Annotated in this window: 26 protein-coding genes and 1 pseudogene; 12 read left to right on the top strand and 15 right to left on the bottom strand. The window is 57.3% G+C overall.

From position 1 onward, the window contains the following. Window positions 1-5 precede the first annotated feature (5 nt). Window positions 6-842: a hypothetical protein gene (locus ACIQ0G_RS00135; protein WP_397576136.1), complete on the bottom strand. Its 837-nt coding sequence runs from the start codon at window positions 840-842 to the stop codon at window positions 6-8. A 101-nt stretch (window positions 843-943) separates the two neighbouring features. Continuing rightward, the gene (gene purD / locus ACIQ0G_RS00130) at window positions 944-2,215 is read right to left on the bottom strand and encodes a phosphoribosylamine--glycine ligase (RefSeq protein WP_397576135.1); all 1,272 of its coding nucleotides are present in this window, start codon (window positions 2,213-2,215) and stop codon (window positions 944-946) included. Between purD and xseA the strand changes: the two genes are divergently transcribed. The 3 genes from xseA (at window position 2,214) to ACIQ0G_RS00115 (ending at window position 4,739) form a co-directional block, all read left to right on the top strand. After that, a complete protein-coding gene (xseA, locus tag ACIQ0G_RS00125) occupies window positions 2,214-3,623 on the top strand; it encodes an exodeoxyribonuclease VII large subunit (RefSeq protein WP_397576134.1) in 1,410 nt (469 codons plus the stop codon). The genes purD and xseA overlap by 2 nt on opposite strands. Window positions 3,624-3,667: 44 nt before the next feature. Next, window positions 3,668-3,871: a DUF2093 domain-containing protein gene (locus ACIQ0G_RS00120; RefSeq protein WP_397576133.1), complete on the top strand. Its 204-nt coding sequence runs from the start codon at window positions 3,668-3,670 to the stop codon at window positions 3,869-3,871. Between the two features lie 124 nt (window positions 3,872-3,995). Beyond that, entirely contained in the window at window positions 3,996-4,739 is a 744-nt protein-coding gene (locus ACIQ0G_RS00115; RefSeq protein ID WP_397576132.1) for a M23 family metallopeptidase, read from the top strand. Window positions 4,740-5,007: 268 nt separating this feature from the next. Here ACIQ0G_RS00115 and ACIQ0G_RS00110 read toward each other — a convergent pair. Next, window positions 5,008-5,790 (bottom strand): annotated as a pseudogene (locus tag ACIQ0G_RS00110) (response regulator). 212 nt (window positions 5,791-6,002) lie between these two features. Between ACIQ0G_RS00110 and ACIQ0G_RS00105 the strand changes: the two are divergent. Together ACIQ0G_RS00105 and ACIQ0G_RS00100 are read left to right on the top strand one after the other, a co-directional pair. Beyond that, the gene (locus tag ACIQ0G_RS00105; protein ID WP_397576131.1) at window positions 6,003-6,191 is read left to right on the top strand and encodes a NepR family anti-sigma factor; all 189 of its coding nucleotides are present in this window, start codon (window positions 6,003-6,005) and stop codon (window positions 6,189-6,191) included. Then, window positions 6,188-6,808: a sigma-70 family RNA polymerase sigma factor gene (locus ACIQ0G_RS00100; RefSeq protein WP_397576130.1), complete on the top strand. Its 621-nt coding sequence runs from the start codon at window positions 6,188-6,190 to the stop codon at window positions 6,806-6,808. The genes ACIQ0G_RS00105 and ACIQ0G_RS00100 overlap by 4 nt, the downstream gene beginning before the upstream one ends. 110 nt (window positions 6,809-6,918) lie before the next feature. Here the strand turns inward: ACIQ0G_RS00100 and ACIQ0G_RS00095 are convergent, their stop codons facing one another. Both ACIQ0G_RS00095 and ACIQ0G_RS00090 read right to left on the bottom strand, forming a co-directional pair. Continuing rightward, complete coding sequence (locus tag ACIQ0G_RS00095; protein WP_324479628.1) at window positions 6,919-7,206, bottom strand: hypothetical protein; 288 nt, start codon at window positions 7,204-7,206, stop codon at window positions 6,919-6,921. 22 nt (window positions 7,207-7,228) lie between these two features. Continuing rightward, complete coding sequence (locus tag ACIQ0G_RS00090; RefSeq protein WP_324479627.1) at window positions 7,229-7,498, bottom strand: GlsB/YeaQ/YmgE family stress response membrane protein; 270 nt, start codon at window positions 7,496-7,498, stop codon at window positions 7,229-7,231. A gap of 171 nt (window positions 7,499-7,669) precedes the next feature. Here ACIQ0G_RS00090 and ACIQ0G_RS00085 point away from each other — a divergent pair, with 171 nt between their 5' ends. Beyond that, window positions 7,670-8,134 (top strand): hypothetical protein, encoded by a 465-nt coding sequence (locus ACIQ0G_RS00085; protein ID WP_397576129.1) that lies wholly within the window; start codon window positions 7,670-7,672, stop codon window positions 8,132-8,134. 64 nt (window positions 8,135-8,198) lie between these two features. Here ACIQ0G_RS00085 and ACIQ0G_RS00080 read toward each other — a convergent pair whose 3' ends face one another. Further along, window positions 8,199-8,369, bottom strand: a complete 171-nt coding sequence (locus ACIQ0G_RS00080; RefSeq protein ID WP_397576128.1) for a hypothetical protein — start codon at window positions 8,367-8,369, stop codon at window positions 8,199-8,201. Between the two features lie 491 nt (window positions 8,370-8,860). After that, on the bottom strand, window positions 8,861-9,799 hold the full coding sequence (locus tag ACIQ0G_RS00075; protein ID WP_397576168.1) for an isopenicillin N synthase family dioxygenase: 939 nt from the start codon (window positions 9,797-9,799) through the stop codon (window positions 8,861-8,863). A gap of 47 nt (window positions 9,800-9,846) precedes the next feature. On the opposite strand from ACIQ0G_RS00075, the gene ACIQ0G_RS00070 reads away from it, so the two are divergent. The 3 genes from ACIQ0G_RS00070 to ACIQ0G_RS00060 all read left to right on the top strand — a co-directional run bounded on the left by ACIQ0G_RS00070 (window position 9,847) and on the right by ACIQ0G_RS00060 (window position 11,400). Then, window positions 9,847-10,260 (top strand): EVE domain-containing protein, encoded by a 414-nt coding sequence (locus ACIQ0G_RS00070; protein ID WP_397576127.1) that lies wholly within the window; start codon window positions 9,847-9,849, stop codon window positions 10,258-10,260. Further along, on the top strand, window positions 10,257-11,117 hold the full coding sequence (locus ACIQ0G_RS00065; RefSeq protein ID WP_397576126.1) for a RimK family alpha-L-glutamate ligase: 861 nt from the start codon (window positions 10,257-10,259) through the stop codon (window positions 11,115-11,117). The genes ACIQ0G_RS00070 and ACIQ0G_RS00065 overlap by 4 nt, the downstream gene beginning before the upstream one ends. Window positions 11,118-11,217: 100 nt before the next feature. Next, window positions 11,218-11,400: a CsbD family protein gene (locus tag ACIQ0G_RS00060; protein ID WP_397576125.1), complete on the top strand. Its 183-nt coding sequence runs from the start codon at window positions 11,218-11,220 to the stop codon at window positions 11,398-11,400. Window positions 11,401-11,447: 47 nt separating this feature from the next. Here ACIQ0G_RS00060 and ACIQ0G_RS00055 read toward each other — a convergent pair whose 3' ends face one another. Genes ACIQ0G_RS00055 through ACIQ0G_RS00020 form a run of 8 tightly spaced genes read right to left on the bottom strand, consistent with a single transcriptional unit; the run spans window position 11,448 to window position 17,671 of the window. Further along, window positions 11,448-12,134 (bottom strand): glutathione S-transferase family protein, encoded by a 687-nt coding sequence (locus ACIQ0G_RS00055; RefSeq protein WP_397576124.1) that lies wholly within the window; start codon window positions 12,132-12,134, stop codon window positions 11,448-11,450. Between the two features lie 44 nt (window positions 12,135-12,178). Then, window positions 12,179-13,402, bottom strand: coding sequence for a serine hydrolase domain-containing protein (locus ACIQ0G_RS00050; RefSeq protein WP_397576123.1), 1,224 nt, complete (start codon window positions 13,400-13,402; stop codon window positions 12,179-12,181). Between the two features lie 8 nt (window positions 13,403-13,410). Next, a complete protein-coding gene (locus ACIQ0G_RS00045) occupies window positions 13,411-14,052 on the bottom strand; it encodes a CoA transferase subunit B (RefSeq protein WP_397576122.1) in 642 nt (213 codons plus the stop codon). Next, window positions 14,049-14,759: a CoA transferase subunit A gene (locus tag ACIQ0G_RS00040; protein ID WP_183939099.1), complete on the bottom strand. Its 711-nt coding sequence runs from the start codon at window positions 14,757-14,759 to the stop codon at window positions 14,049-14,051. Before ACIQ0G_RS00040 ends, ACIQ0G_RS00045 begins: the two co-directional genes overlap by 4 nt. A gap of 40 nt (window positions 14,760-14,799) precedes the next feature. Then, window positions 14,800-15,459 (bottom strand): HAD-IA family hydrolase, encoded by a 660-nt coding sequence (locus ACIQ0G_RS00035; protein WP_397576121.1) that lies wholly within the window; start codon window positions 15,457-15,459, stop codon window positions 14,800-14,802. Between the two features lie 8 nt (window positions 15,460-15,467). Beyond that, window positions 15,468-16,163 carry a VIT family protein gene (locus ACIQ0G_RS00030; RefSeq protein ID WP_397576120.1) on the bottom strand — a complete coding sequence of 232 codons (696 nt, stop codon included), beginning with the start codon at window positions 16,161-16,163 and terminating at the stop codon, window positions 15,468-15,470. A gap of 16 nt (window positions 16,164-16,179) precedes the next feature. Then, complete coding sequence (locus ACIQ0G_RS00025; protein ID WP_397576167.1) at window positions 16,180-17,100, bottom strand: SMP-30/gluconolactonase/LRE family protein; 921 nt, start codon at window positions 17,098-17,100, stop codon at window positions 16,180-16,182. 13 nt (window positions 17,101-17,113) lie between these two features. After that, on the bottom strand, window positions 17,114-17,671 hold the full coding sequence (locus ACIQ0G_RS00020; RefSeq protein WP_397576166.1) for a GNAT family N-acetyltransferase: 558 nt from the start codon (window positions 17,669-17,671) through the stop codon (window positions 17,114-17,116). A 136-nt stretch (window positions 17,672-17,807) separates the two neighbouring features. Here ACIQ0G_RS00020 and ACIQ0G_RS00015 point away from each other — a divergent pair, with 136 nt between their 5' ends. From ACIQ0G_RS00015 to ACIQ0G_RS00005, 3 genes are all read left to right on the top strand, one after another. After that, on the top strand, window positions 17,808-18,617 hold the full coding sequence (locus ACIQ0G_RS00015; protein WP_397576119.1) for a universal stress protein: 810 nt from the start codon (window positions 17,808-17,810) through the stop codon (window positions 18,615-18,617). A gap of 61 nt (window positions 18,618-18,678) precedes the next feature. Next, window positions 18,679-20,001, top strand: coding sequence for an amino acid permease (locus ACIQ0G_RS00010; protein WP_397576118.1), 1,323 nt, complete (start codon window positions 18,679-18,681; stop codon window positions 19,999-20,001). Between the two features lie 39 nt (window positions 20,002-20,040). Further along, window positions 20,041-21,200, top strand: a 1,160-nt coding sequence (locus ACIQ0G_RS00005) for an aldehyde dehydrogenase family protein (protein ID WP_397576117.1), incomplete at its 3' end; no start/stop codon positions are given.

Below are 21,200 nucleotides of genomic sequence, written 5' to 3'. Positions count from 1 at the left end.
TCAGGTCAGCCTTTGGCGATTTCGCCACCCAGCGCGCCATATTTCTTTTCAAAACCGGCGACATCGCCCGCTTCGAGATACTTGGCCTGATCAATCCAGTTGTCGCGGCTGATGCGGCCCGCAAATGCGCCAAGCTTGCCATCAATTTCCGCAACATCAGCGGCCGTCCAACTCGCCACTTGGGCAAAGCTGGTTACGCCCAATGCCTTGAGCATATTGTTCACTTTCGGACCAAGGCCCTTCAACAATTCGAGATTGTCAGGGACCGATACCTTAGCCTTGGCCGCTGGTTTGGCGACCTTGGGCTTGGGTGCGGCTTCTGCCTTCACCTTCGCCGCGGCAGCTTTCGGCGCGGATTTGGGCGCAGGCGCGGCCTTTGCCTTTGCTGCTGCAGGCTTTGCCGCTGGCTTGGGTGCTGGGACCTTCGCGACTGCGGCCTTCGGTTTAGCAGCCTTGGGTGCAGCAGGCTTCGGCGCTGCGGCTTTCGGAGCGGCTTTTGGGGCAGCTTTCGGCGCAGCCTTAGGTGCAGCTTTCGGTGCAGGCACCTTCGCCGTTTTAGCCTTTGCCGCAACTGGCTTCGCGGCAGCTGCTGGCGCGGCCTTTGTTGCCGCAGCTTTCGCTGGTGCCTTTACCTTGGCTTTCGCGGTTTTCTTCGCTGGCGCAGGACCGTCCGTCAACTTCGGCGCAGCAGGCGCCTTCGCAACAGCTGCCGCAGGTGGTGGCGAAGCAACGTCTTTCGGCTGCGCAGCTGTCTTCTTCGCACCGTTACGCGCGAGCAACCACAAACCTAAAATGGCAATAATGGCCACCGCAATAATAATAATCAGTAGATTGTTGGACATAATATTCCTCCCAGAAAATCCCTCAATGTGGCCAACGGGTTACGCAATTTTTGCAGGGCGTGAAAGCGTTAATCCGCCGCGCCAACATTTGCGCGATTTCGTTAGTTCCCGGCTTCGCGCGCAACCTCACGCCAGCCAATGTCGCGGCGGCAAAAGCCATCGGGGAAAACGACCTGATCCACCGCTGCATAGGCCTTTGCCTGCGCGTCGGTCACGTTTGCCCCTGTTGCGGTAACGTTTAGCACACGCCCGCCCGCTGCCACCAATTGCCCGTCCACTTCAGCCGTGCCTGCATGAAATACCTTCGCGCCGGACACAACTGCCAGATCAATCGCGCCGCCCTTTTGCGGCACATCGGGATAGCCGTTCGCCGCCATGACGACCGTCAATGCCGTGTCGGACGAAAAGCTTGGCGCCGCCGCTTCAGAAAGCTTCCCAGTCGCAACCGCCAACATCAAAGCGGCAAGGTCGCCGTCAAAACGTGTCATAAGCACCTGGCACTCGGGATCACCAAAGCGCGCATTATATTCGATGAGCTTTGGCCCCTCATCGGTCAGCATGAGACCCGCGAACAAAACGCCCGAATAAGGCATGTCATGCGCCGCCATATACGCCACTGTCGGCTTAATGATGCGGTCCATCACTTCCGCCTGCAACGCAGGCGTCAGAACAATTGCGGGTGAATATGCGCCCATGCCGCCCGTGTTGGGCCCAATATCACCATCGCCGACACGTTTATGATCCTGCGCAGAACCGAATGCGACCACGTCGCGGCCATCGGTCAGTGCGAAAAAGCTGGCTTCTTCTCCGGTCATAAATTCTTCAATGACAACGGACGCGCCAGCATCACCAAAACCGCCACCGAACATATCTTCAATCGCGGCTTCAGCATCAATGCGGGTTTCCGCGATAATCACGCCTTTGCCCGCAGCAAGGCCGTCTGCTTTAATGACATAAGGTGCTTGGAATGCGTCGAGGCCCGCCAGTGCCGACGCTTTGCTATCATGCCGGTAATAGCCCGCTGTAGGGATGCCCGCTGCGGCACATATGTCTTTGGTAAAGCCTTTCGACCCTTCCAATTGTGCCGCCTTTTGGTTGGGGCCGAAAACGGGAATGCCCGCATCGCGCAGGCTATCGCCCAGGCCGGCAACAAGCGGTGCCTCTGGACCGACCACGACCAACCCGACATCATGCCCAGCGCAAAAGGATATGACCGCCGCATGGTCGGATATGTTCAATGCAGCCAGATCAGCCTCTTCCGCAATCCCGGGATTGCCCGGCGTGGCAAAGAGTGTATCGCAATTTGGCGATTGCGCGAGCTTCCACGCCAGCGCATGTTCGCGTCCACCCGATCCGATGAGCAAGATATTCATGTCCGCAAATGACCCCTTTGAAAATGCTGACCCGCAAGTTGCCCGCCTGTTAGCCGAGGAGCGGCCCGGCGACAATGCCCAGGCCATGAGTGTGTCGGAGTTATCGCTGGCGTTGAAGCGCACGGTTGAGGACCGCTTCGGCCATGTCCGCGTGCGCGGGGAGATTTCTGGTTTCAAACGCGCGGCGTCGGGCCATATTTATTTCTCGCTCAAAGACGAAAATGCGCGGCTGGACGCGGTCATGTGGAAAGGTGGAGCGGCGCGCCTGCCCTTCGCCCCGGAAGACGGGCTGGAGGTTGTCGCCACGGGCAAATTGACGACCTATGCGGGCCGGTCCAACTATCAAATCGTGGTCGAAAGTCTGGAAGTCGCGGGCGAAGGCGCGATGATGCTTTTGTTTGAAAAGCTAAAGGCGCGGCTCGCCGCCGAGGGTTTGTTTGCACCTGAACGCAAGAAAAAGCTGCCGTCTCTGCCGCGTACAATTGGCGTCGTAACCTCGCCCACCGGCGCAGTCATCCGTGATATCCTGCACCGTCTTGCTGATCGCTTTCCAAGCCATGTGATCGTGTGGCCCGTATTGGTGCAAGGGGAAGGCGCCGCCGCCCAAATCGCGCGTGCGGTCCATGGATTTTCGGCCATGCCCCATGAGGGACCCACGCGCCGCCCGGACCTCGTCATCGTCGCGCGCGGCGGCGGGTCTATTGAGGATCTATGGGCCTTTAATGATGAGGCCGTGGTACGTGCCGTCGCGGATTGTACGATACCCATCATATCGGCAGTCGGGCATGAAACCGATACAACTTTGTGCGACTTTGCCGCAGATTTGCGCGCGCCGACGCCTACGGCCGCGGCCGAGATTGCCGTTCCCGTGCGCAGCGATTTGCTGCAACGTGTGGGACAATTCGGGCTGCGCATGTCCAATGTCGTCCGCAAAAAGGTCGACCTTGCGGCCGAACGGCTTGAGGCACAGCGGCGTCTGATGCCGCGTCTGTCAGACCTTTCCGCCCCGCATCAGCAACGTACAGACGACCTGTCCGAACGGCTTCGCCAATCGCTTCGGACCAGAATTGGCAAGGCTGAAGTGGCTTTTTCTGCGCCAGCGATGATGCTGCACCCGCGCCTCCTGCTCCGGCGCGCCGAGCAAGGGCAGCAGCGCCTTGATGCGTTGACGCGGCTGGTGAGCACATTGCATCCTGAAGCCCCGCTTAAGCGCGGCTTTGCGCGCGTGACCGATGCGAACGGCAAAACCATCATGACACGGGAAGCCGCCGTGAAAGCGGGTGACGTGACGTTAAGGTTTGTCGATGGCGAAGTCGGCGGGCAAGTAAGTGGCGGACCTGCGCCGCGAATATCCGCGGCGAAGCCAGCAAAAGCGGCTGTCAATCAAGGCAATTTGTTTGACGGGTAAAGCCGTGCATTGCCCATTCAGTATCGATGCGCCATAATGTCCACATGTTGATGTCTTCCAAAAATAAAGTCGCCCGCCTGCATTATATGGCAAACAGTTTTCGTATGCTGACCGCAGGCGACCATGTCCTGTGCGCCGAAACGGGGCAGGCCATTCCATTGGAAGAATTGCGCTATTGGAGCGTCGTCAAACAGGAACCCTATGTCAGCGCCGATGCATCCGTTCGCGCGACGATGAAAAAGGGCTGATGGATTGCAGCGTTCCGGCTGGATTTTTTTAGCCGCCCTCGCGGGGATCGCCGCGCAGCCATTAAGCGTCGCGGCCGCACCAACCGCAAATACCCAACAGCCATCTGCCCCCACAGATTTCTGGATGTCTGCGCCAGCGATACAAGGGGGTCTCGTCATCGCGCGAGCGCCAAGCGGTGCACTGTCCGTCACGCTTAACGGCGTTGCCCTGCCGCTGACAGCCGACGGCTTTTTCCTGATGGGTTTTGACCGCGATGCAGAAAGCAGCGCGATCCTGACCGCGACATTCGCCGATGGCCGAACGCTGGATCGCACTTTGGCCATAACACCGGGCAACTGGCGGATTGAACATGTTTCTGCGAACCCGACGGGCGGCGCAAAAACAACGGCAGAGTTTGCGGCAAGACGCGGCGCGGAGCTCGAACGCATAAATGCAGCGCGGGCCAAAACCACGCTGGGTAATGGCTGGCGGCAGGCATTTATGCGCCCAGTGGCTGGCCGGACGTCTGGCCTATTTGGCGCGCAGCGTATCTATAACGGGATACCCGGCAGCTATCATAGCGGCATGGACATTGCCGCACCGAATGGGACAGATTTTGTCGCACCGGCGGACGGTGTCGTGACGCTTGCGGCCACAGATGCCTTCACGCTGGAGGGGCATTTGCTGATGATTGATCATGGCATGGGCCTCAACAGCGCATTTTTACACTGCTCCGAACTGCTCGTAAAAGAAGGCGATTATGTGAAGCAGGGGCAAGTCATCGGGCGTGTTGGCGCGACGGGACGGGCAAGCGGCCCACATCTGCATTGGGGCATGAAATGGAACAATGCGCGCATTGATCCAAAGCTGTTAATCCCCGCAACATAAACAGCCTTAGACGGGCAGACTGAACCACAGCAGATGCGTGACGGGAAGAACGACACGCCCGCAAGCTAAGCCAGCGGTAACGAGGATTTTATCTTGCATGTCGTCTGCACAAAGAAAAACACCCCAGCCATAAGCCGGGGTGTTTAGGGTGCCGGTCTAATGGTGGGGGGGGAGACCGGCGGGGTAAACTGTTTTACGCGAACCTTCGCGCACGATTATGTCATTCAGATAAGGCAAACGTCCTTTAATAAACTTTGTTCCCGAATAACTATGCGGCTTCGGAATTTATATCGATTTCACGATGCATCAGCAGCGCCTGACCGATGGTTGCAATGACCGTTGCGGGCTCAAACGGCTTTGTAATCAGATATGTCGGTTCTGGGCGCTCGCCAGTAAGTAGCCTTTCCGGGAACGCTGTAATGAAGATCACTGGCACGGTCTGTTCGGCCAGAATATCCTTTACGGCATCTATACCGCTTGAGCCGTCCGCAAGGCTGATGTCCGCCAAAATCAGTTCAGGCCGTTCATCGCGGGCCATTGCAACTGCTTCTGCGCGTGTCCGGACGATTGCGATCGCTTCATGCCCCAGATTTTCGACGATCTGTTTGATATGCAATGCGATGATCGTTTCATCTTCAATAATGAGCACGCGCTCACAAAGCGCATCTTCAATGGCGCTTCGGGCAGCGACAACATGGCTGTTTACGTCGGATTCCGAAATGCCCTATATTTTGGCCACTTCATGTGCCTTGAATCCTTCAACCGTGGACAAAAGCAGGCTCTGACGGCGCTTTATCGGAAATTCGGCGATGACACCGCTGCGGCCGCGTGATTGGAGCGGCACGATCATGTCGCTACGCCAAATGCGGTGAAATGTTCTGAACAACTCCGTCTTCACCGGTGCTGCGTCATCCCACTCTTCGGGTGCTTCCAACAACGCTTCGAGCGTTTCGCGTACTGCTGCGTCCCCCAATGTCTGTGACCCCGTCAGTGCACGTGCGTAACGCCGTAGGTATGGCAATTGCATTGCCAGTTGTTGCCTAAATGACATGATCACTCCCTTTGTTATCCAATGCTATACGTTTGAAACGCTTTTTTGTTCCCTGCGATGGAACATTATCTCGCGTCGTGACTTTATCGCATATGAAAATGCATCAGTTTCAGCCCGGTCCATGGTATTGAACCATGGGAATTCCTTCAGGACATGGTCACCCGGAGGCGGTCAGATTTTCCGATGCAGTAAGCACCTGGGAGGGTCAACTAGTGAGCAGTAATAAGGGCAAGCAACCGCTTGGCGCGATTGGTGAAGACATGGATTTTGAATTCGATCCATTGACCGCTGCACTGCGTCAAATGCACGAGAGCGTTGCCAATGAACCTATCCCTGACGATTTTTTGAACCTGCTGGATATGATTGACGCAAAGATGTCGGCGTCGAAGAAGTTCCAGTGAGTAGTTCCGCGACGGAACCGATCCCTAAGTCCGAAAAGTCGGATGCATCCGCTGATTTTCGCGCACAAATGATCGCGATTATTCCGTCGTTACGTGCGTTTGCGCGTGGCCTGTGCGGAAATCGGGAGCTTGCCGATGATCTTGCGCAAGAGGCCATGATGCGGGCGTGGGCCGCGCATGAAAGCTTCACTCCTGGTACCAACTTTCGCGCCTGGATGTTCATGATATTGCGCAACCAGTTTTACACGACGATGCGCAAAAATGCGCGCATGACAAGTTGGGATCCCGAGGCCGCAGAACGGCTGTTGGTCGAGGCTCCGCCGCAACAGCACTATATCCATATGCAAGATGTCGAAAAGGCGTTGCAAAAATTGCCCGCGGAGCAGCGCGAAATCCTCATGATCGTTGGTGCAGGTGGTGCGAGCTATGAAGAGGCGGCCGAAATCACGGGCTGCGCTATTGGGACAGTAAAAAGCCGGCTTGCGCGTGGCCGCGTTGCCTTGACCGCGCTCATCAATGGGCCTGATGAACCACTGCGCGTGAAAGCAGCGCCACGCAAACGCGCGAAGGAAGCGGCAAAAGATACTCCACAACCCAAGCCAAGCATATCACCATAAATCGCCTTTGCTGAGCGCTTCATAGGCACTTAACCGACCTTTGGCATCCGGCGGCAATAAAATGGCCCGCCAGTTTCCCGGCGAGCCCTTTTGTTCGACTAAGAGACGTTTTATTTGTCTTGCTTGTCAGCGGCATCTTCCATCGCGTCAGCCTTTGCGTCGCCCTTTTCACGGACCGCTTGTGCATCGGCTTCCATTTTGTTTTCAGTGGCCGTATCCATGCCGTCGACTTTTGTGTCAGTCGCATCGGCTTTTTCTTCCATAGCGTCTGCTTGGACTTCCGCGTTCTCACGAACGGCATCAGCCTGATCTTCTTGTGCATTTTCGGTTGCTCCGTCACATGCGCCAAGTGTGGCAAGCGACAAAGACGCGGCGAGAATCATAATGGACTTTTTCATAGATATTTCCCTCTGTTCAAAATTAACGGACGCTACCGCGACGTAAGAGATTAACGATCGCCAATAGAACCACCGCGCCAAGGAACGATGCGATCAACGACCGGATGTCGAAGGCACCGCTGGTCACGGGCGCGCCGCCGATAAGTGGCGTGATGATGAATCCTGCAAGGAAGGCACCTACAATGCCGACGATGATGTTCAGGAAAATGCCTTGTTGACCGTCGGTACGCATGACGATGCTGGCAAGCCAACCCAAGATACCGCCGACAACCAAGAGAATAATGATATTCATGTTCGTTCTCCCTTTCAGAGTGCGGGGGAAAACAGTGCTCGTGCCGATTGGTTCCAGCTTTACGGCCAAATCGTTCAATCGCCCTTAATGGAAGGTGTAGCGCGGAACGATGCCTCTGCCGACTTGTTAACATTCATTGAGCAAACCAAAGTCACCAGGAAAGCGAACATCATGGCCAATTCAGATACGCAGAAGAAATCGATGAACAATAGTAACAACGGATCCGCGCAAGGCACGGCAACCCATAAAAGTAAGCTGAGCCAAGCGTCGCGTCCCAAGACCACAGCCAAATCCGCCAAAAGCCGAGGGGGTCGCCCAAAAGGTCAACGCACATCGCGGTTGCCATCTTGGTTCGGCACCGTTGCCTCGGTCGTAGGCGCAGTCGTCGCCGTTGGCGCCGGCCTATATGCCACCCGTAATCAATGGTTACCGAAGGCTGAAGAGTGGAAAAATGAATTTTCCGCAGCGTTCGCAAATGACGAAACTGACCGAGAAAATTTCGATCAAACGCGCCCCGCTGGGGCTAAATTCATGCGGGATAATCCCGGTGACGATTGGGGCGATGTTGATGACATGTCAGATGCATCCTTCCCCGCCAGCGACCCGCCATCGTTCAATCCGGGAACGGCAGGCTGAAACACGCTAAAAGTCCAAGCAGGGCTGTTCGGTTCATCCGCGCAGCCCTGTTGGTTTTGCCATCCTAATTTGGATCAGTGACCGGCGGTTCCATTGGCGTTTCGTTGGGAATGCTTCCGGGGAAATCGGTATCGCCTTGGCCCGGGATGACTTCATCGGGCGAAGTGCCCGGAACTTCATTTGGTGGGCTATATGGTTTTGGATCGGGATCGATCAGATTTTCAATATTGGTCATAGGGACTCCAAATAAACAATGAACATGGCCACAACCGCAAGGGTCAGCGAAGCAGTCAGAACGTACCGCACGCGTATGCAGCCTCTCCTCACATGCTGCGCCTTGGGATAACGCCCGAAGGTCATCTTGGTTCAAATCCGGACACAATTGTTGCCGCCAAGCTTGCCTTCAATCCACGTTCCCGAAAGATGTTCACGCAGAGGCGCAAGCGCGGCATTGCGAGTATCTAAATCTTCGGCGTCACCACCGTCCGCGTGCTGCGCGGCGGGTCCGTGACGGTGAATGGCGAGCCCGATATGCGGATATTGCGCAGCGCGCTGCGGAGCGAGGATGAACGCTGGTACCGTGATGCGCGTGAATCCTCCCCATCCACTTGCGATGGGGAGGATTATGGCGGGACTGCTAAATTGACAGACTGGACAGTTACACCCCTGTCTTTGCGTGAAGCTTGTCAATGTAACGCGGGGCGGTGGCGATCTTTGGCGGCGACCTTATGCCTTAAGCAAACCAATCTCGATCAAACGTTCGCGCAGATAATCATCGGCGAGAATCGGGTCGGGATAGCGATTCCGGTTTTCGGCGCTCACGCATTGCGGCAGCGTGGCGATTGGGAAGTCAGACCGCAGATGCAGGAAGAATGGCATGGAGTAGCGGCTGAACCGCGAACGATCGCCCGTCGGGTTGACCACACGGTGCGTCGTCGACGGCAACATATGGTTGGTCAGCCGCTGCAACATGTCCCCCACATTGACCGCCAAACCGCCCTGAGGTGGCGAGACGTCCATCCAGCTGCCGTCGGGGCGCAAAATCTGCAGCCCGGCCTCTTCGGCACCCAGCAAGAGCGTTATCAGATTGATATCCTCATGCGCGCCGGCGCGGATGCAGCCTTCGGCGTCACCGGCGATTGGTGGGTAATGCAGCAACCGCAAAATCGAATTGCCATCCTCAATCGTCGGGTCGAACCAGTCCGCGGGCAAATCGAGATAGCGGGCGATCGAGGACAATATCCGCGCGCCGACCTTATCCATTTCGGCAAAGAGCAACTGGAACGTCTCTTTAAACTCGGGAACATCTGGCCAGATATTCGGCAACATCGATCCCGCCAATGGGCTGTCCGGCGCGACATCACGCCCGACATGCCAAAATTCCTTCAGATCATGATAGTCCGCGCCCTTGGCTATTTCCGTTTTGAACGGGGTGTAACCGCGCTGGCCCGCAATTGCGGTATCGAACCCCTTCATCTTTTGCGACTCGGATTGTTCGAACAGCTGTTTCGTCAGCGCCCAGGCCTTGGCGACCAGATCCGGATCAAGTCCATGATCGACAACGGTCGCAAAGCCATAGGTCTGGAAAGAGCTACCAAGCTGCTGGCCAAGCGCGTCGGCATCGCCGCTGCGCAAAGAAATAACGGGCATATGTGTCATGGACAGCGTGTTACTGCCTGCCTTAAAGGCTTGCCAGCGAAAAGGAGTAGATAGTGGCAAAACAATTTTGGCTGATGAAGTCCGAACCCGACGTGTATAGTTATGATGATTTGGTGGCCGAAGGCGAAGGCACCTGGGACGGCGTGCGCAACCATAGCGCGGCGATAAACCTGCGCACGATGAAGGTCGGCGACCAAGCTTTTTTCTACCACAGCAATATCGGGCTTGAGATTGTTGCTATCATCACGATCAGCCAAGAACATTTCATCGACCCAACAGATGAAAAGGCGCGCTTTGTTGCGGTCAAGGTCAAGCCGTCACGCAAGTTGGCCCAATCGGTGACGCTAAAGGCCATAAAGGCGAACCCAAATCTGGCCGAAATGGAAATGCTGCGGCAATCGCGTCTGTCGGTAGCGCCCGTGCGTGAATCCGAATGGAAAGAGATATTGAAGATGGCGGGTGAATGACCGTGCCAAAGATCGCGATTCTCGCCCCCGTCCCCGAATATGAAGAAAACTGGTCGCATATAGAGGCGGACTACACGCGGCTGTTGGGCGATCAGGCGACCTTTATCGACTGGACCAAGGCGGACGACTTGAGCGGCTTTGATTTGGTCACGCCATTATTGGCATGGGGATATCCGCGCGATTGTTCGCGCTGGTTTGCCCTGCTTGACCGGTTGGAGGCAGAGGGCATCCCCGTGTCCAATCCGGTCAGCATCTTGCGGTGGAACAGCGATAAATCCTATCTGGCAGAATTGGATGCGCTCGGCATATCGTCCGTACCAACATTGGTAAGTGACGCGCTGGATGCCGCCGCGCTTGACCATGCCCGCGCCAATTTTGCCGTCGACACGCTCGTGGTCAAACCGCCTATTTCGGGCGGTGCCGACGGGACGTTCCGGCTGACGCTTGGCGAAGGCATTCCCGGCTCGGTCGCCGGGCAGCGCATGATGATCCAACCCTATCTGCCAACGATAGCCGAGGAAGGCGAATATTCGCTCTTCTACTTTGGCGGCAATTTCAGCCACGCCATCATTAAGCGTCCAGCCGCGGGCGATTTCCGCGTGCAGGAACAATATGGCGGCTATGAAGCGGCGGTGACACCGCCTGCCGCAGCGCAAGATCTGGCACAGCGCGCCTTCGCCGCCACCGCATCCATCACCGGCACGGGCACGCTGGCTTATGCCCGGGTCGACATATTGCGCGATGGCGATGGTATATTCCGTTTGATGGAGCTGGAGCTGATCGAACCATCGCTTTTCCTGCGCTTTGCGCCCGACCATGGCACCGCATTCGCTGAAGCGTTGCTGGCAACAGCCTAACGGGGGCGACGGCCGGAACCAAAAACGCTTGCGCCGATTTTAACTGATGTACTGGCCAGCAATTTCCGCGCGGCCAGACGACGCAGAAAGGATTTACGCTATGGGCGAAATGACAGACAAGGCCAAAGGCCTGGGCAATGAAATCGCAGGCAACATCAAGCAGGCTGCGGGCAAAGTCACACATAACGAGCACCTGAAAGACGAAGGCATAGCCCAAGAGCACAAGGGCGAAGCCCAAAATCTCAAAGGCTCGATCAAGGGCGTTGCCGGCGACAAGGTCTAATTCAAATTAGGCAGCTAAATAAGGTCGCCCATTTTGGGCGGCCTTTTTTAGGCCTGACGGTAATCGGCGATGATTTCGCCGCAGGCCTGCAATTCTGCTTCATGCCCAGCCTCGCGCCAGCTTTCGGTCAGCGCATCCTTTTCCCACGCGCGCATGGCGGGAAGGGCGAGGATATGGTGCACCCATTCTTGTCCAGCATGGCCGACATCAAGACCGTAGGTGCGCACGCGAAACGCAACGGGCGCAAAAAATGCGTCGACGGCGGTGAAATGCGGCCCCGCCAGAAACGGACCGCCAAAGCTATCAAGACCTTGCGCCCAAAGCTCGGCTATCCGCGCGACATCGCGTTCCAAGGCGGCGGACATGGGCTTTGGCTTCACCCGAACGCCGACATTCATCGTGCAATCATTGCGCAAAGCAGAAAAGCCGCCGTGCATTTCGGTCACGGCGCATTGCGCCCATGCGCGTGCGGCAGGATCCTGCGGCCAGACACCTTCATGCCGGTCAGCCAAATATAAAGTGATACCGAGCGAGTCCCAGACAGTCCGTTCGCCGTCCAACAGCACAGGCACTTGGCCCGTCGGCGAAAATGCGCGGAAGGCTTCGTAATTAATATCAGCCGTAAAAGGCTCGATCCGGTCTTTGAACGGGATGCCCAGCATCGTCATCAACACCCAAGGCCGCAAGCTCCAGCTGGAGTAATTGCGGTTTGCGGTAATCAGCGTGTAGGTCATTGGAAACGGCCTTTCCCGTGAAAATGGGCTATTGGGTGCGCCAGCTAATCTTTGAGTTCCAGCCAACGCGAATCTGTGCGCTGATGATAGCTGTCGAAAACGGCGAAAGGAATGCGGAAGGGCGTGCCCCAGTTGCTGTTCCACATGGCGACAACGCCCGTGCGCGTTGCGGGTTCGAAAATCAGCGTTGCCCGATATCCATCGACCGCGCCCGAATGGCCAACAAACTGCCGCCCATCATAAGTGAAGCTGCGCCAGCCAAGCCCGTAATGGGTATCTGAATTTGCCTGCCGCAACTCTCCGCCATAGATTGGCGCCGTATTGACGCGCGGGGCCTGCGCCAATCGAAGCGTTGAAGCAGGCAGCACATCAGGGCGCTCGCCCATCGTCGCCTGCAACCAGCGGGAGAAATCAACGATATTGCTTTCGACCCCCGCCGCAGCCGGCACGCGCCAATAGCTTTCCTTTAATGTGCGGACGCTGCTGCCGCTGTGCGGCCGGGCCCAATCCTTCGCGCCGGTCAGTCCTGCCATGCCGTAATTCGCGCTGGTCATACCCAACGGCAAAAAGAAACGCTCGCCGACCAGATCGGGAAAGGACCGCTTGCCCGCCTTGGCCAATATCTCACTGGCCGTGTCGAACGCTAGATTCTGATAGGTGTGGCAAGTCCCGGGCGTACATTGCAGCGGCGCTTCTGCCAGACTGGCGCGAATAACGCGCGGGTCCTGCCCATCCTCCAGCTTTTCATCATACGCGTTTTTGGTGAGACCGGTCTGCTGCGCCAGCAACTGCGCAAAACTGATCCGCGACTCCGCGCCATCGGGCAAACGCAGCGAACTATGCCAGCTCGACACCGGCTTGTTCAGATCAACCGCGCCTTCGCTCGCCATCGATGCGGCCAGCGTGCCGGCGACGGTCTTGGAGACGGAAGCCCATCGGAACACGGTATTATTGGTAACAGGGACGTCGGTGGAACGATCAACAACGCCATAGCTATGCACAAAGCGCAGTTCGCCCTCCTCAACGATTGCCACCGCGAGCCCAGCCATTTCGGAACGCTGCGTCAGCGCAGCAAATTGCTGGTCGAGTTTGCCATAATCGATCCGACCGCGCCATTCGTCCGGCTGGTCGGGCAAATTCGGGGGTGCCTTTGCCAATTTGCGCAGCACCACCGCGACCTGGTTCGTCTCCGGCGCCGAGTGTAAAAGATACCAGCTGGCCAGCCCCAATGCAGAGGCTGCAATCAAGGATATAATGAAACGCCGCATCGTACCGATTAAATCGCGACCTCATAAACTGCAGTCGTTTTGCCTGCGACTTCATCAACGGTAATTCCCGGCGCGACTTCAATCAGCTTGAACGGCGACGATTTGTCGGGGCGTTGGAACACCGCCAAATCAGTGATGATCATATCGACGACATTTTTACCCGTCAGCGGCAATGTGCATGCGGGGATGAACTTTGGCGAACCGTCCTTGGCATTATGCTCCATCACAACGATGATTTTCTTCACGCCAGCGACAAGGTCCATTGCCCCGCCCATGCCCTTGATCATCTTGCCGGGAATCATCCAGTTGGCGATGTCGCCATTCTCCGCGACTTCCATCGCACCCAGCACGGTCAGGTCAATATGCCCACCGCGGATCATGGCGAAGCTAGCGGCGCTATCGAAATAGGCGGTCTGCGGCAGCTCGCTGATGGTTTGCTTGCCTGCATTGATAAGGTCAGCATCCTCTTCCCCCGCAAAAGGGAACGGGCCAATGCCCAACATGCCATTTTCGGACTGCAGCGTCACTTCGACGCCAGCCGGAATATGGTTGGCCACCAGCGTGGGGATGCCAATGCCCAGGTTCACATAATATCCGTCGCGCAATTCCTTTGCAGCGCGGGCGGCCATTTCGTCACGGGTCCAGCTCATGCGCTTTCCCTTTCGCGGACGGTGCGGAACTCGATTTTCTTGTCATAAGGCGCGCCAACGATCATGCGCTGCACATAGACGCCGGGCAAATGGATGCAGTCGGGGTCAAGGCTGCCAACCGGCACCACTTCCTCCACCTCAACCACGCACACCTTGCCGCAGGTGGCGGCGGGCAGATTGAAGTTGCGGGCGGTCTTGCGGAAGACAAGGTTACCGCTTTCATCGGCTTTCCATGCTTTGATGATCGACAGGTCAGCAAAAATACCGCGTTCGAGGATATATTCCTCTCCGCCAAAATCTTTCACTTCCTTGCCCTCGGCCACTAAAGTGCCGACGCCTGTCTTGGTATAAAAACCGGGTATGCCAGCGCCACCCGCGCGCATCCGTTCGGCCAGCGTCCCTTGCGGGCAAAACTCCACCTCAAGCTCGCCCGCCAGATACTGCCGTTCAAACTCTTTATTCTCACCCACATAGGATGAGATCATCTTCTTCACCTGCTTGGTGCGCAGCAGCTTGCCGATGCCTTCATTGTCGATACCGGCATTGTTGGACACAAAGGTGAGGCCAGTCACGCCACTATCGCGAACAGCGTCTAACAACCGTTCGGGCAAGCCGCACAGGCCAAAGCCGCCGCTGGCAATCAATATGTCGTTTTTGAGCAGGCCGTCGAGCGCGGATGCTGCGTCCGGGAAAAGTTTTTTCGCCATGAAGTGCTCCAATAGTTGGGAGAGACGGAACAGCTCCCGCCTAGACGTCAACGGGTGTGAAGGTCAACGCCAATAGCGCACCCAATTCGCCGAGCGCCTGTGCGCCACTGGTGACCTTGATCGCAGCCATGCCCATTGCTGCTGCGGGTTTGCAGTTGATGCCAAGGTCATCAAGGTAGATGCATTGTCGCGGAGAAACGGCGAGCGCATCACACATCATATGATATATGCGCGGGTCAGGTTTGCGGACGCCCGCCTTGCTCGATTCAATGATATGGTCGAACCGGCCCATCACCGCCGCCACCGCAGCCGCATTTGCGTCGCTCACCGCCATGCCTGCGCCTTTGCCCGACGGCACATTGTTTGTGATGCACCCCAGCGCAAAGCCAAGCGATTTGAGTTGGTCGAGCGCCGCCACCATGTCTGGACGGATTTCGCCAGCAAGGCAGGCGATAACCGACGCACCGTCCAATGCATGCCCCAGTGCCAGCGCTTCGGCAGCAAACAGCGCGTCAAATTCACTTGCGCTACATTCGGCGCGTTCGAATTTGGCCCAGGCATTATTGTCCGGATTTACCGAATTCACCCGTCGGACGAAGTCCTTAGGCAAGCCGCGTTCGGCCTCCATCCGGTTAAACGCCTCAAACGGTGACGAAGTGATTACCCCGCCGAAGTCAAAAATTACCGTATTAAATGTCATGCAATGCCTCAGGCGATTGTTGTGCCGAACAGCGATCCGATCGCTGCAGTTGCCGCCATTGCAATTGCACCCCAAAAGGTCACCCGAAAAATAGCTTTACCCATAGGCGCCCCGCCCGCTTTCGCACCGACACCGCCCAGAATGGCAAGGAACAACAGCGCCGCAATCGACACGGTCCAGCTGAGCGTGGCGGCAGGTGACAAGGGCACCATGGCCAAGGGCAGCGCCGCGCCAATCGCGAATGACCCAGCCGAAGCCAAAGCCGCCTGCACGGGGCGCGCCGCGCTATGCGTTGCCATGCCAAGTTCATCGCGCAGATGTGTCGCGAGCGCGTCGTGGGCGGTCAGCTTGTCCGCAACCTGCTCCGCCAGCGCCCGGTCGAGCCCGCGCGCTTCATAAATGCCGACCAGTTCCTCGCGTTCCTTGTCCGGGATAGTCGCCAGCTCTTCGGTCTCGCGGGCCCGATCGGCATTTTCGGTATCGGACTGCGAACTGACCGACACATATTCGCCAGCGGCCATCGACATCGCACCCGCCACGAGGCCCGCAATTCCTGTCATCAATATGGTCGCGGGTGACGCTTGCGCCGCCGCCACGCCGACGATCAGGCTGGCGGTCGAAACAATGCCGTCATTCGCGCCAAGGACGGATGCACGCAGCCAGCCGATGCGGTCAATAAGATGCGCTTCCTTGTGCCGTGGCATGTGCGATAATCCGATCTCAATATTGCAGCTTAAGCCCCGGCCGCGCCCAACGGGTTTTAACCAGACGCCCACTGCCCGACAGGCAGATATAGGCGTCCATCATATCGCCTCCGCCCCACGCAATGTTGGTCGTGAAGATATCATCGGTTGCGACAAATTCGACCAGCTCGCCATCCGGAGAAATCACGCTGATCCCGCACTCCCCAATCGTTGCGACGCAGATATTGCCGTTTGCTTCGATGCCAAGGCTGTCGAAAAATTTATACCCGGCTGGACGATATACCGGAATCCCCGGCCCGCCCGGACCCGCATCCGGCGCAACTTTGCCTGGCGACGTGATGTTAAACTTCATCAACCGGCAGGTATAAGTTTCGGCGGCATATAATGTCTTGCCATCGGGCGACAGGCCAACGCCATTGGGGTTGTTCGACGGAAAGATGACCTCTTCCAAATGGCTGCCATCTGCCTTCGCATAAAAGATGCCGACGACATCATGGCTGCGCTTGGCATAATCGATCTTGCCATGGTCGGTGAACCAGAACCCGCCATGCGCATCAAAAACAATATCGTTCGGGCCACGCAGACTGCAGCCAAAGTCACCCGATTTATAAAGTATCTCGACTGCGCCGGTATCGATATCGATACGTTCAATCCGGCCGCCGGAATAATCCTGCGCAATGCCGTGCGGCGCGAGAAAGCCATTGGCTTCCATATATTCAAAGCCGCCATTGTTGCAGCAGTATAATTTGCCGTCGGGACCAAGCGCCAAGCCGTTGGGGCCGCCGCCCGTTTTCGCAACGACCGACTTGCTGCCGTCGGGCCGCACCCGCGTGATCTGCCCCTCGGCGATTTCGACCAAAATGACGCTGCCGTCGGGCATGACGACTGGGCCTTCCGGGAAGCGCAGGCCGTCGGCGACCAATTCAAACTCTGCCATCATCTTCTCTCCTTCACCCCGGCTCGCGCGCTGGCGCGGTCCGGTCTCCCTCTCCAAGCTCGGCCTGCATGTACACGCTGTCAAGCCAGCGGCCAAATTTCCGACCAACCGATCGCATCCGGCCGACGAAAGTGAATCCCATTTTCGTATGTAGCGCCACCGACGCAGGCTCTCCGCCGCCGATCACGGCAATCATTTGACGAAAACCACATGCGTGCGCCTCATCAAGCAGCCGGCGCATCAATGCGACACCGATCCCTTGCCCGACAACTTGCGCGCGCACATAAATCGAATTTTCGCAAGTGAACCCATAAGCGGGCCGGTCGCGGAATGCCGTTGCGTAGGTATAGCCCAATATCACCCCTTCGCGTTCGGCAACCAAGAACGGCCAGCCATGGGCCAAAATGTCCGCAATCTTCTGTTCGGTTTGCTCCAACGTACGCGGCACGGTGTCGAAACTGGCGGTGCCGTTCACAACATGATGGGCATAAATGTCGGCTATTGTTTGAGCATCGGTGACGCGCGCGCCCCGCACGATCACATCGTTCTTCGCCTGTCCCGCGTCATCCATCCGTGATCGCTGACATAATATATCGGCCTTTGGAAGCATTTTGCGGTGTTTGATATCGATCAAAGACTTTGCTCGGCATCGGCCTAGACACAATCGCATCAATCTGAGTCGGCCTATTCTGGCGTAAGAAAAGGAAATGATGATGAAATCTATCATGGTACATGCTGGCGCAGACGCAGCCTTTGAAAGCCGGTTGCAGGCCGGGCTTGATCTTGCCCGCCGTTTCAACGGACATATGACGCTTGTCTTGCCGCGACCAACGCAGGACTATGTGGCGTTTGATATGTTCGGCGGAGCGCATTTCATTGCCGAAGCCTTTGATGCAGCCGAAACCGAACGCGGAAAGCTGTGCGCACGCACCGACGCGCATTTAAAAATGGAGGATGTGCCCTGGGATTGGCAGATATTTGACGGAACGACATCCGATGCATTGATTAACGCAGCGCGACTGGCGGACATATTGGTTATGTCGCTGGATGAAGCCGGCGCACCCGGCACCGCGCGCGCATGGGTCAGCGATGTCGTCACAGCGTCGCGAACGCCCGTACTTGCGGTGCCTGCATCGACAAAGCGCATCTCATGGGACCGCGCGATGGTGGCATATGACGGCGGATTTGAAGCAGCCAACGCCTTGCGCGCAGCATTGCCGTTGCTTCAGGCGGCATTGCATGTGCGGATTGCAGAGGTCGAAACCGTACCCGAAGAATTCCCTGTCACCGACGCTGCGACCTATCTGTCGCGCCATGGCGTCCGCGCCGAAATAGCGGTTGCGGCCAAGGGTGATCACAGCGTCGAAGAACGGTTGCTGGCTGAAGTAAATGCGTGGCGACCCGATTTACTCGTCATGGGCGCCTATAGCCATGGGCGGTGGCGCGAAACCTTGTTTGGCGGCGTGACACGGTTCATGCTGGGCGAATTGGGCATCCCTGTGTTGCTGGCGCACTAAACAAAGATTGGCTTTTGCCCTTTTTCCGTGCCAGCTATGGTACCGAAACAGGGGAATTTAAGTGACGCAGAATACAGCCGAAGCAAGCCGTCCGATGGGATTTTGGATGGCACTTGCGCTCGTCATGGGCAGCATGATTGGGTCAGGCGTATTCCTGTTACCCGCGAGCCTTGCGCCCTTGGGATGGAATTCCGTTATTGGATGGTTGATCACCATTGGCGGCGCATTGTGCGTGGCATCGGTGTTTGGCGCATTAAGCAAGGCCTTGCCAAAGGCAGGCGGGCCTTATGCGTATACGCGCGCTGCCTTCGGCGACGGCGCGGGCTTCGCGATTGCATGGGCCTATTGGATTTCGATGTGGGTCGGCAACGCCGCCATCGCCACCGCTGCGGTAAGTTATCTGAGCCAATTGTTTCCGGTTGTCGGAACGCATGGCGTATCGTCGGCAGTAACGATCGCGATTATTTGGGCATTTACGCTCATCAACATTCGCGGAACCAAGCTTGCGGGGCAAGTTCAGATCGTCTGGACGATCGCAAAGCTGCTGCCTCTGGTCGCGGTGATCGGGCTTGCTGCCTATGTCCTTGCGACCCAAGGCACGGCGCTTGTCCGGCCATTTGTGACCGCAGACATTTCCGCGACCAGCATTTCCACCGCGACCATATTGACCCTATGGGCCATGCTTGGGCTTGAGCTCGCGACCGTGCCCGCCGACAAGGTGCAGGACCCCGAACGCACCATCAACCGCGCGACGCTTTTTGGAACCGCTGGCGCTGGCGTGATTTATATCCTCGTCTGCTCCGCGGTGGTCCTGATGCTGCCTGTCGCCATCACCAGCGTATCGGCCGCGCCATTTGCGGACTTTGTGAATATATATGCGGGCACCAATGCCGGCACCGCTATCGCCGCGGTAGGCGCGATCAGCGCACTTGGCGCGTTAAACGGCTGGATCATGTGTCAGGCCGAGATGCCCGCCGCTTTGGCGCGCGACGGACTGTTCCCGGCATTTCTGGGCAAAGCAGGCGCCAATGGTACGCCGCGTAACGCCCATCTGTTTACCTCAACACTCTTGACGCTGGTCATCCTGATGAACAGCAGCCGGTCAATGTCGTCGATGTTCGAATTTCTCATCTTACTCACCACGGCCATTGTTCTGGTAATGTATTTCGGATGCGCCGCAGCTGCTTTCCGTTTGATGACCAAAGGACAGTTGCCGGGCAAAGCGGGTTTCAAAGCCATATTGTTGCTCGCCGCACTATATTCCTGCTGGACGATCTATGGCGCAGGGGCCGAAGCCTTGATCTGGGGCGTTGCGTTATTGCTGGCTGGGTTCCCGGTTTTCTGGCTGTTGAAGCTTGCAAGGGGTTCCAAACCCACCAGCTGACGCCTACATACAGAAGACAAGAAATTTGCGGGACATTCGATGAGCTATACTACCGATCTCGGCCTTTATATTGATGGCAGCTGGCGCAAGGGCGAAGGCCGCGATTGCCACACCGTCATCAATCCGGCCACTGGCGAAACGCTCGCTGCGTTGCCGCTGGCGACCGCGGCAGACCTCGATGAAGCGCTTGCTGCGACCGCAAAGGGTTTTGCATATTGGCGCGGCGTTGATGTAAATGCCCGCGCCGCGATTTTGCATAAGGTTGCAGATCTCATCCGTGAGCGGGCAGAGGGCATCGCCGTTTTGCTTACGACTGAACAGGGTAAGCCACTCGCCGAAGCGCGGACCGAGGTTCTGTCCTGCGCCGCGCAGTTTGATTATTTCGCTGAAGAGGCCAAGCGCAGCTATGGCCGCGTCCTCGTCCGGCCAACGGGGCAACGCGCGATTGTGCTGAAACAGCCCGTGGGACCCGTTGCCGCATTTTCACCGTGGAATTTCCCGGTCAATTTGTTGTGCAAGAAAATGGCTGCGGCGCTCGCTGCGGGCTGCTCGATCATCGCCAAACCACCGGAAGAAACGCCAGCAAGCACAAGCGGCATTATGCAGTGCGTCATCGACGGCGGCGTTCCGGGCAATGTTGCCCAGTTAATTTATGGCGTTCCCGATATGGTGAGCCGCCACCTGATCGCATCACCGATCATCCGCAAGGTCAGCTTCACAGGGTCTGTACCCGTGGGCAAACATTTACTGAAGCTTGCGGCAGACGGCGTTAAGCGGACCACCATGGAATTGGGTGGCCATGCGCCTGTGCTCATTTTCGATGATTGCGACCTTGAAAAGGCCATCACTTTGTCGGCGACCACCAAGTTTCGGAACGCCGGACAAGTGTGCATTTCACCGACGCGTTTCTATGTGCAGGAAGGCGTCTATGACCGCTTTGTGGCGGGCTTTGCTGCGCATACCAAGCAAGTTCAGGTCGGCAATGGATTGGACGCTGGCACCGTCATGGGGCCATTGGCCAATGCGCGGCGGCCATCGGCCATCGCCGCCCTCGTGGAAGATGCAACGTCAAAGGGCGCGAAGCTGTTGGCGGGTGGCACACGCGGGGAACAGGGCTATTTCTTTCAGCCCACAGTGCTCGCGGACGTTCCCATGTCGGCCGACGTCATGGACAATGAACCATTTGGCCCCGTTGCATT

Origin of the sequence: Sphingorhabdus sp. (assembly GCF_044354325.1) — a bacterium.
Classification (GTDB): domain Bacteria; phylum Pseudomonadota; class Alphaproteobacteria; order Sphingomonadales; family Sphingomonadaceae; genus Sphingorhabdus_B.
Note: the sequence above shows the minus strand (reverse complement) of the source record. Positions and strands in the feature narration are given on the sequence as shown.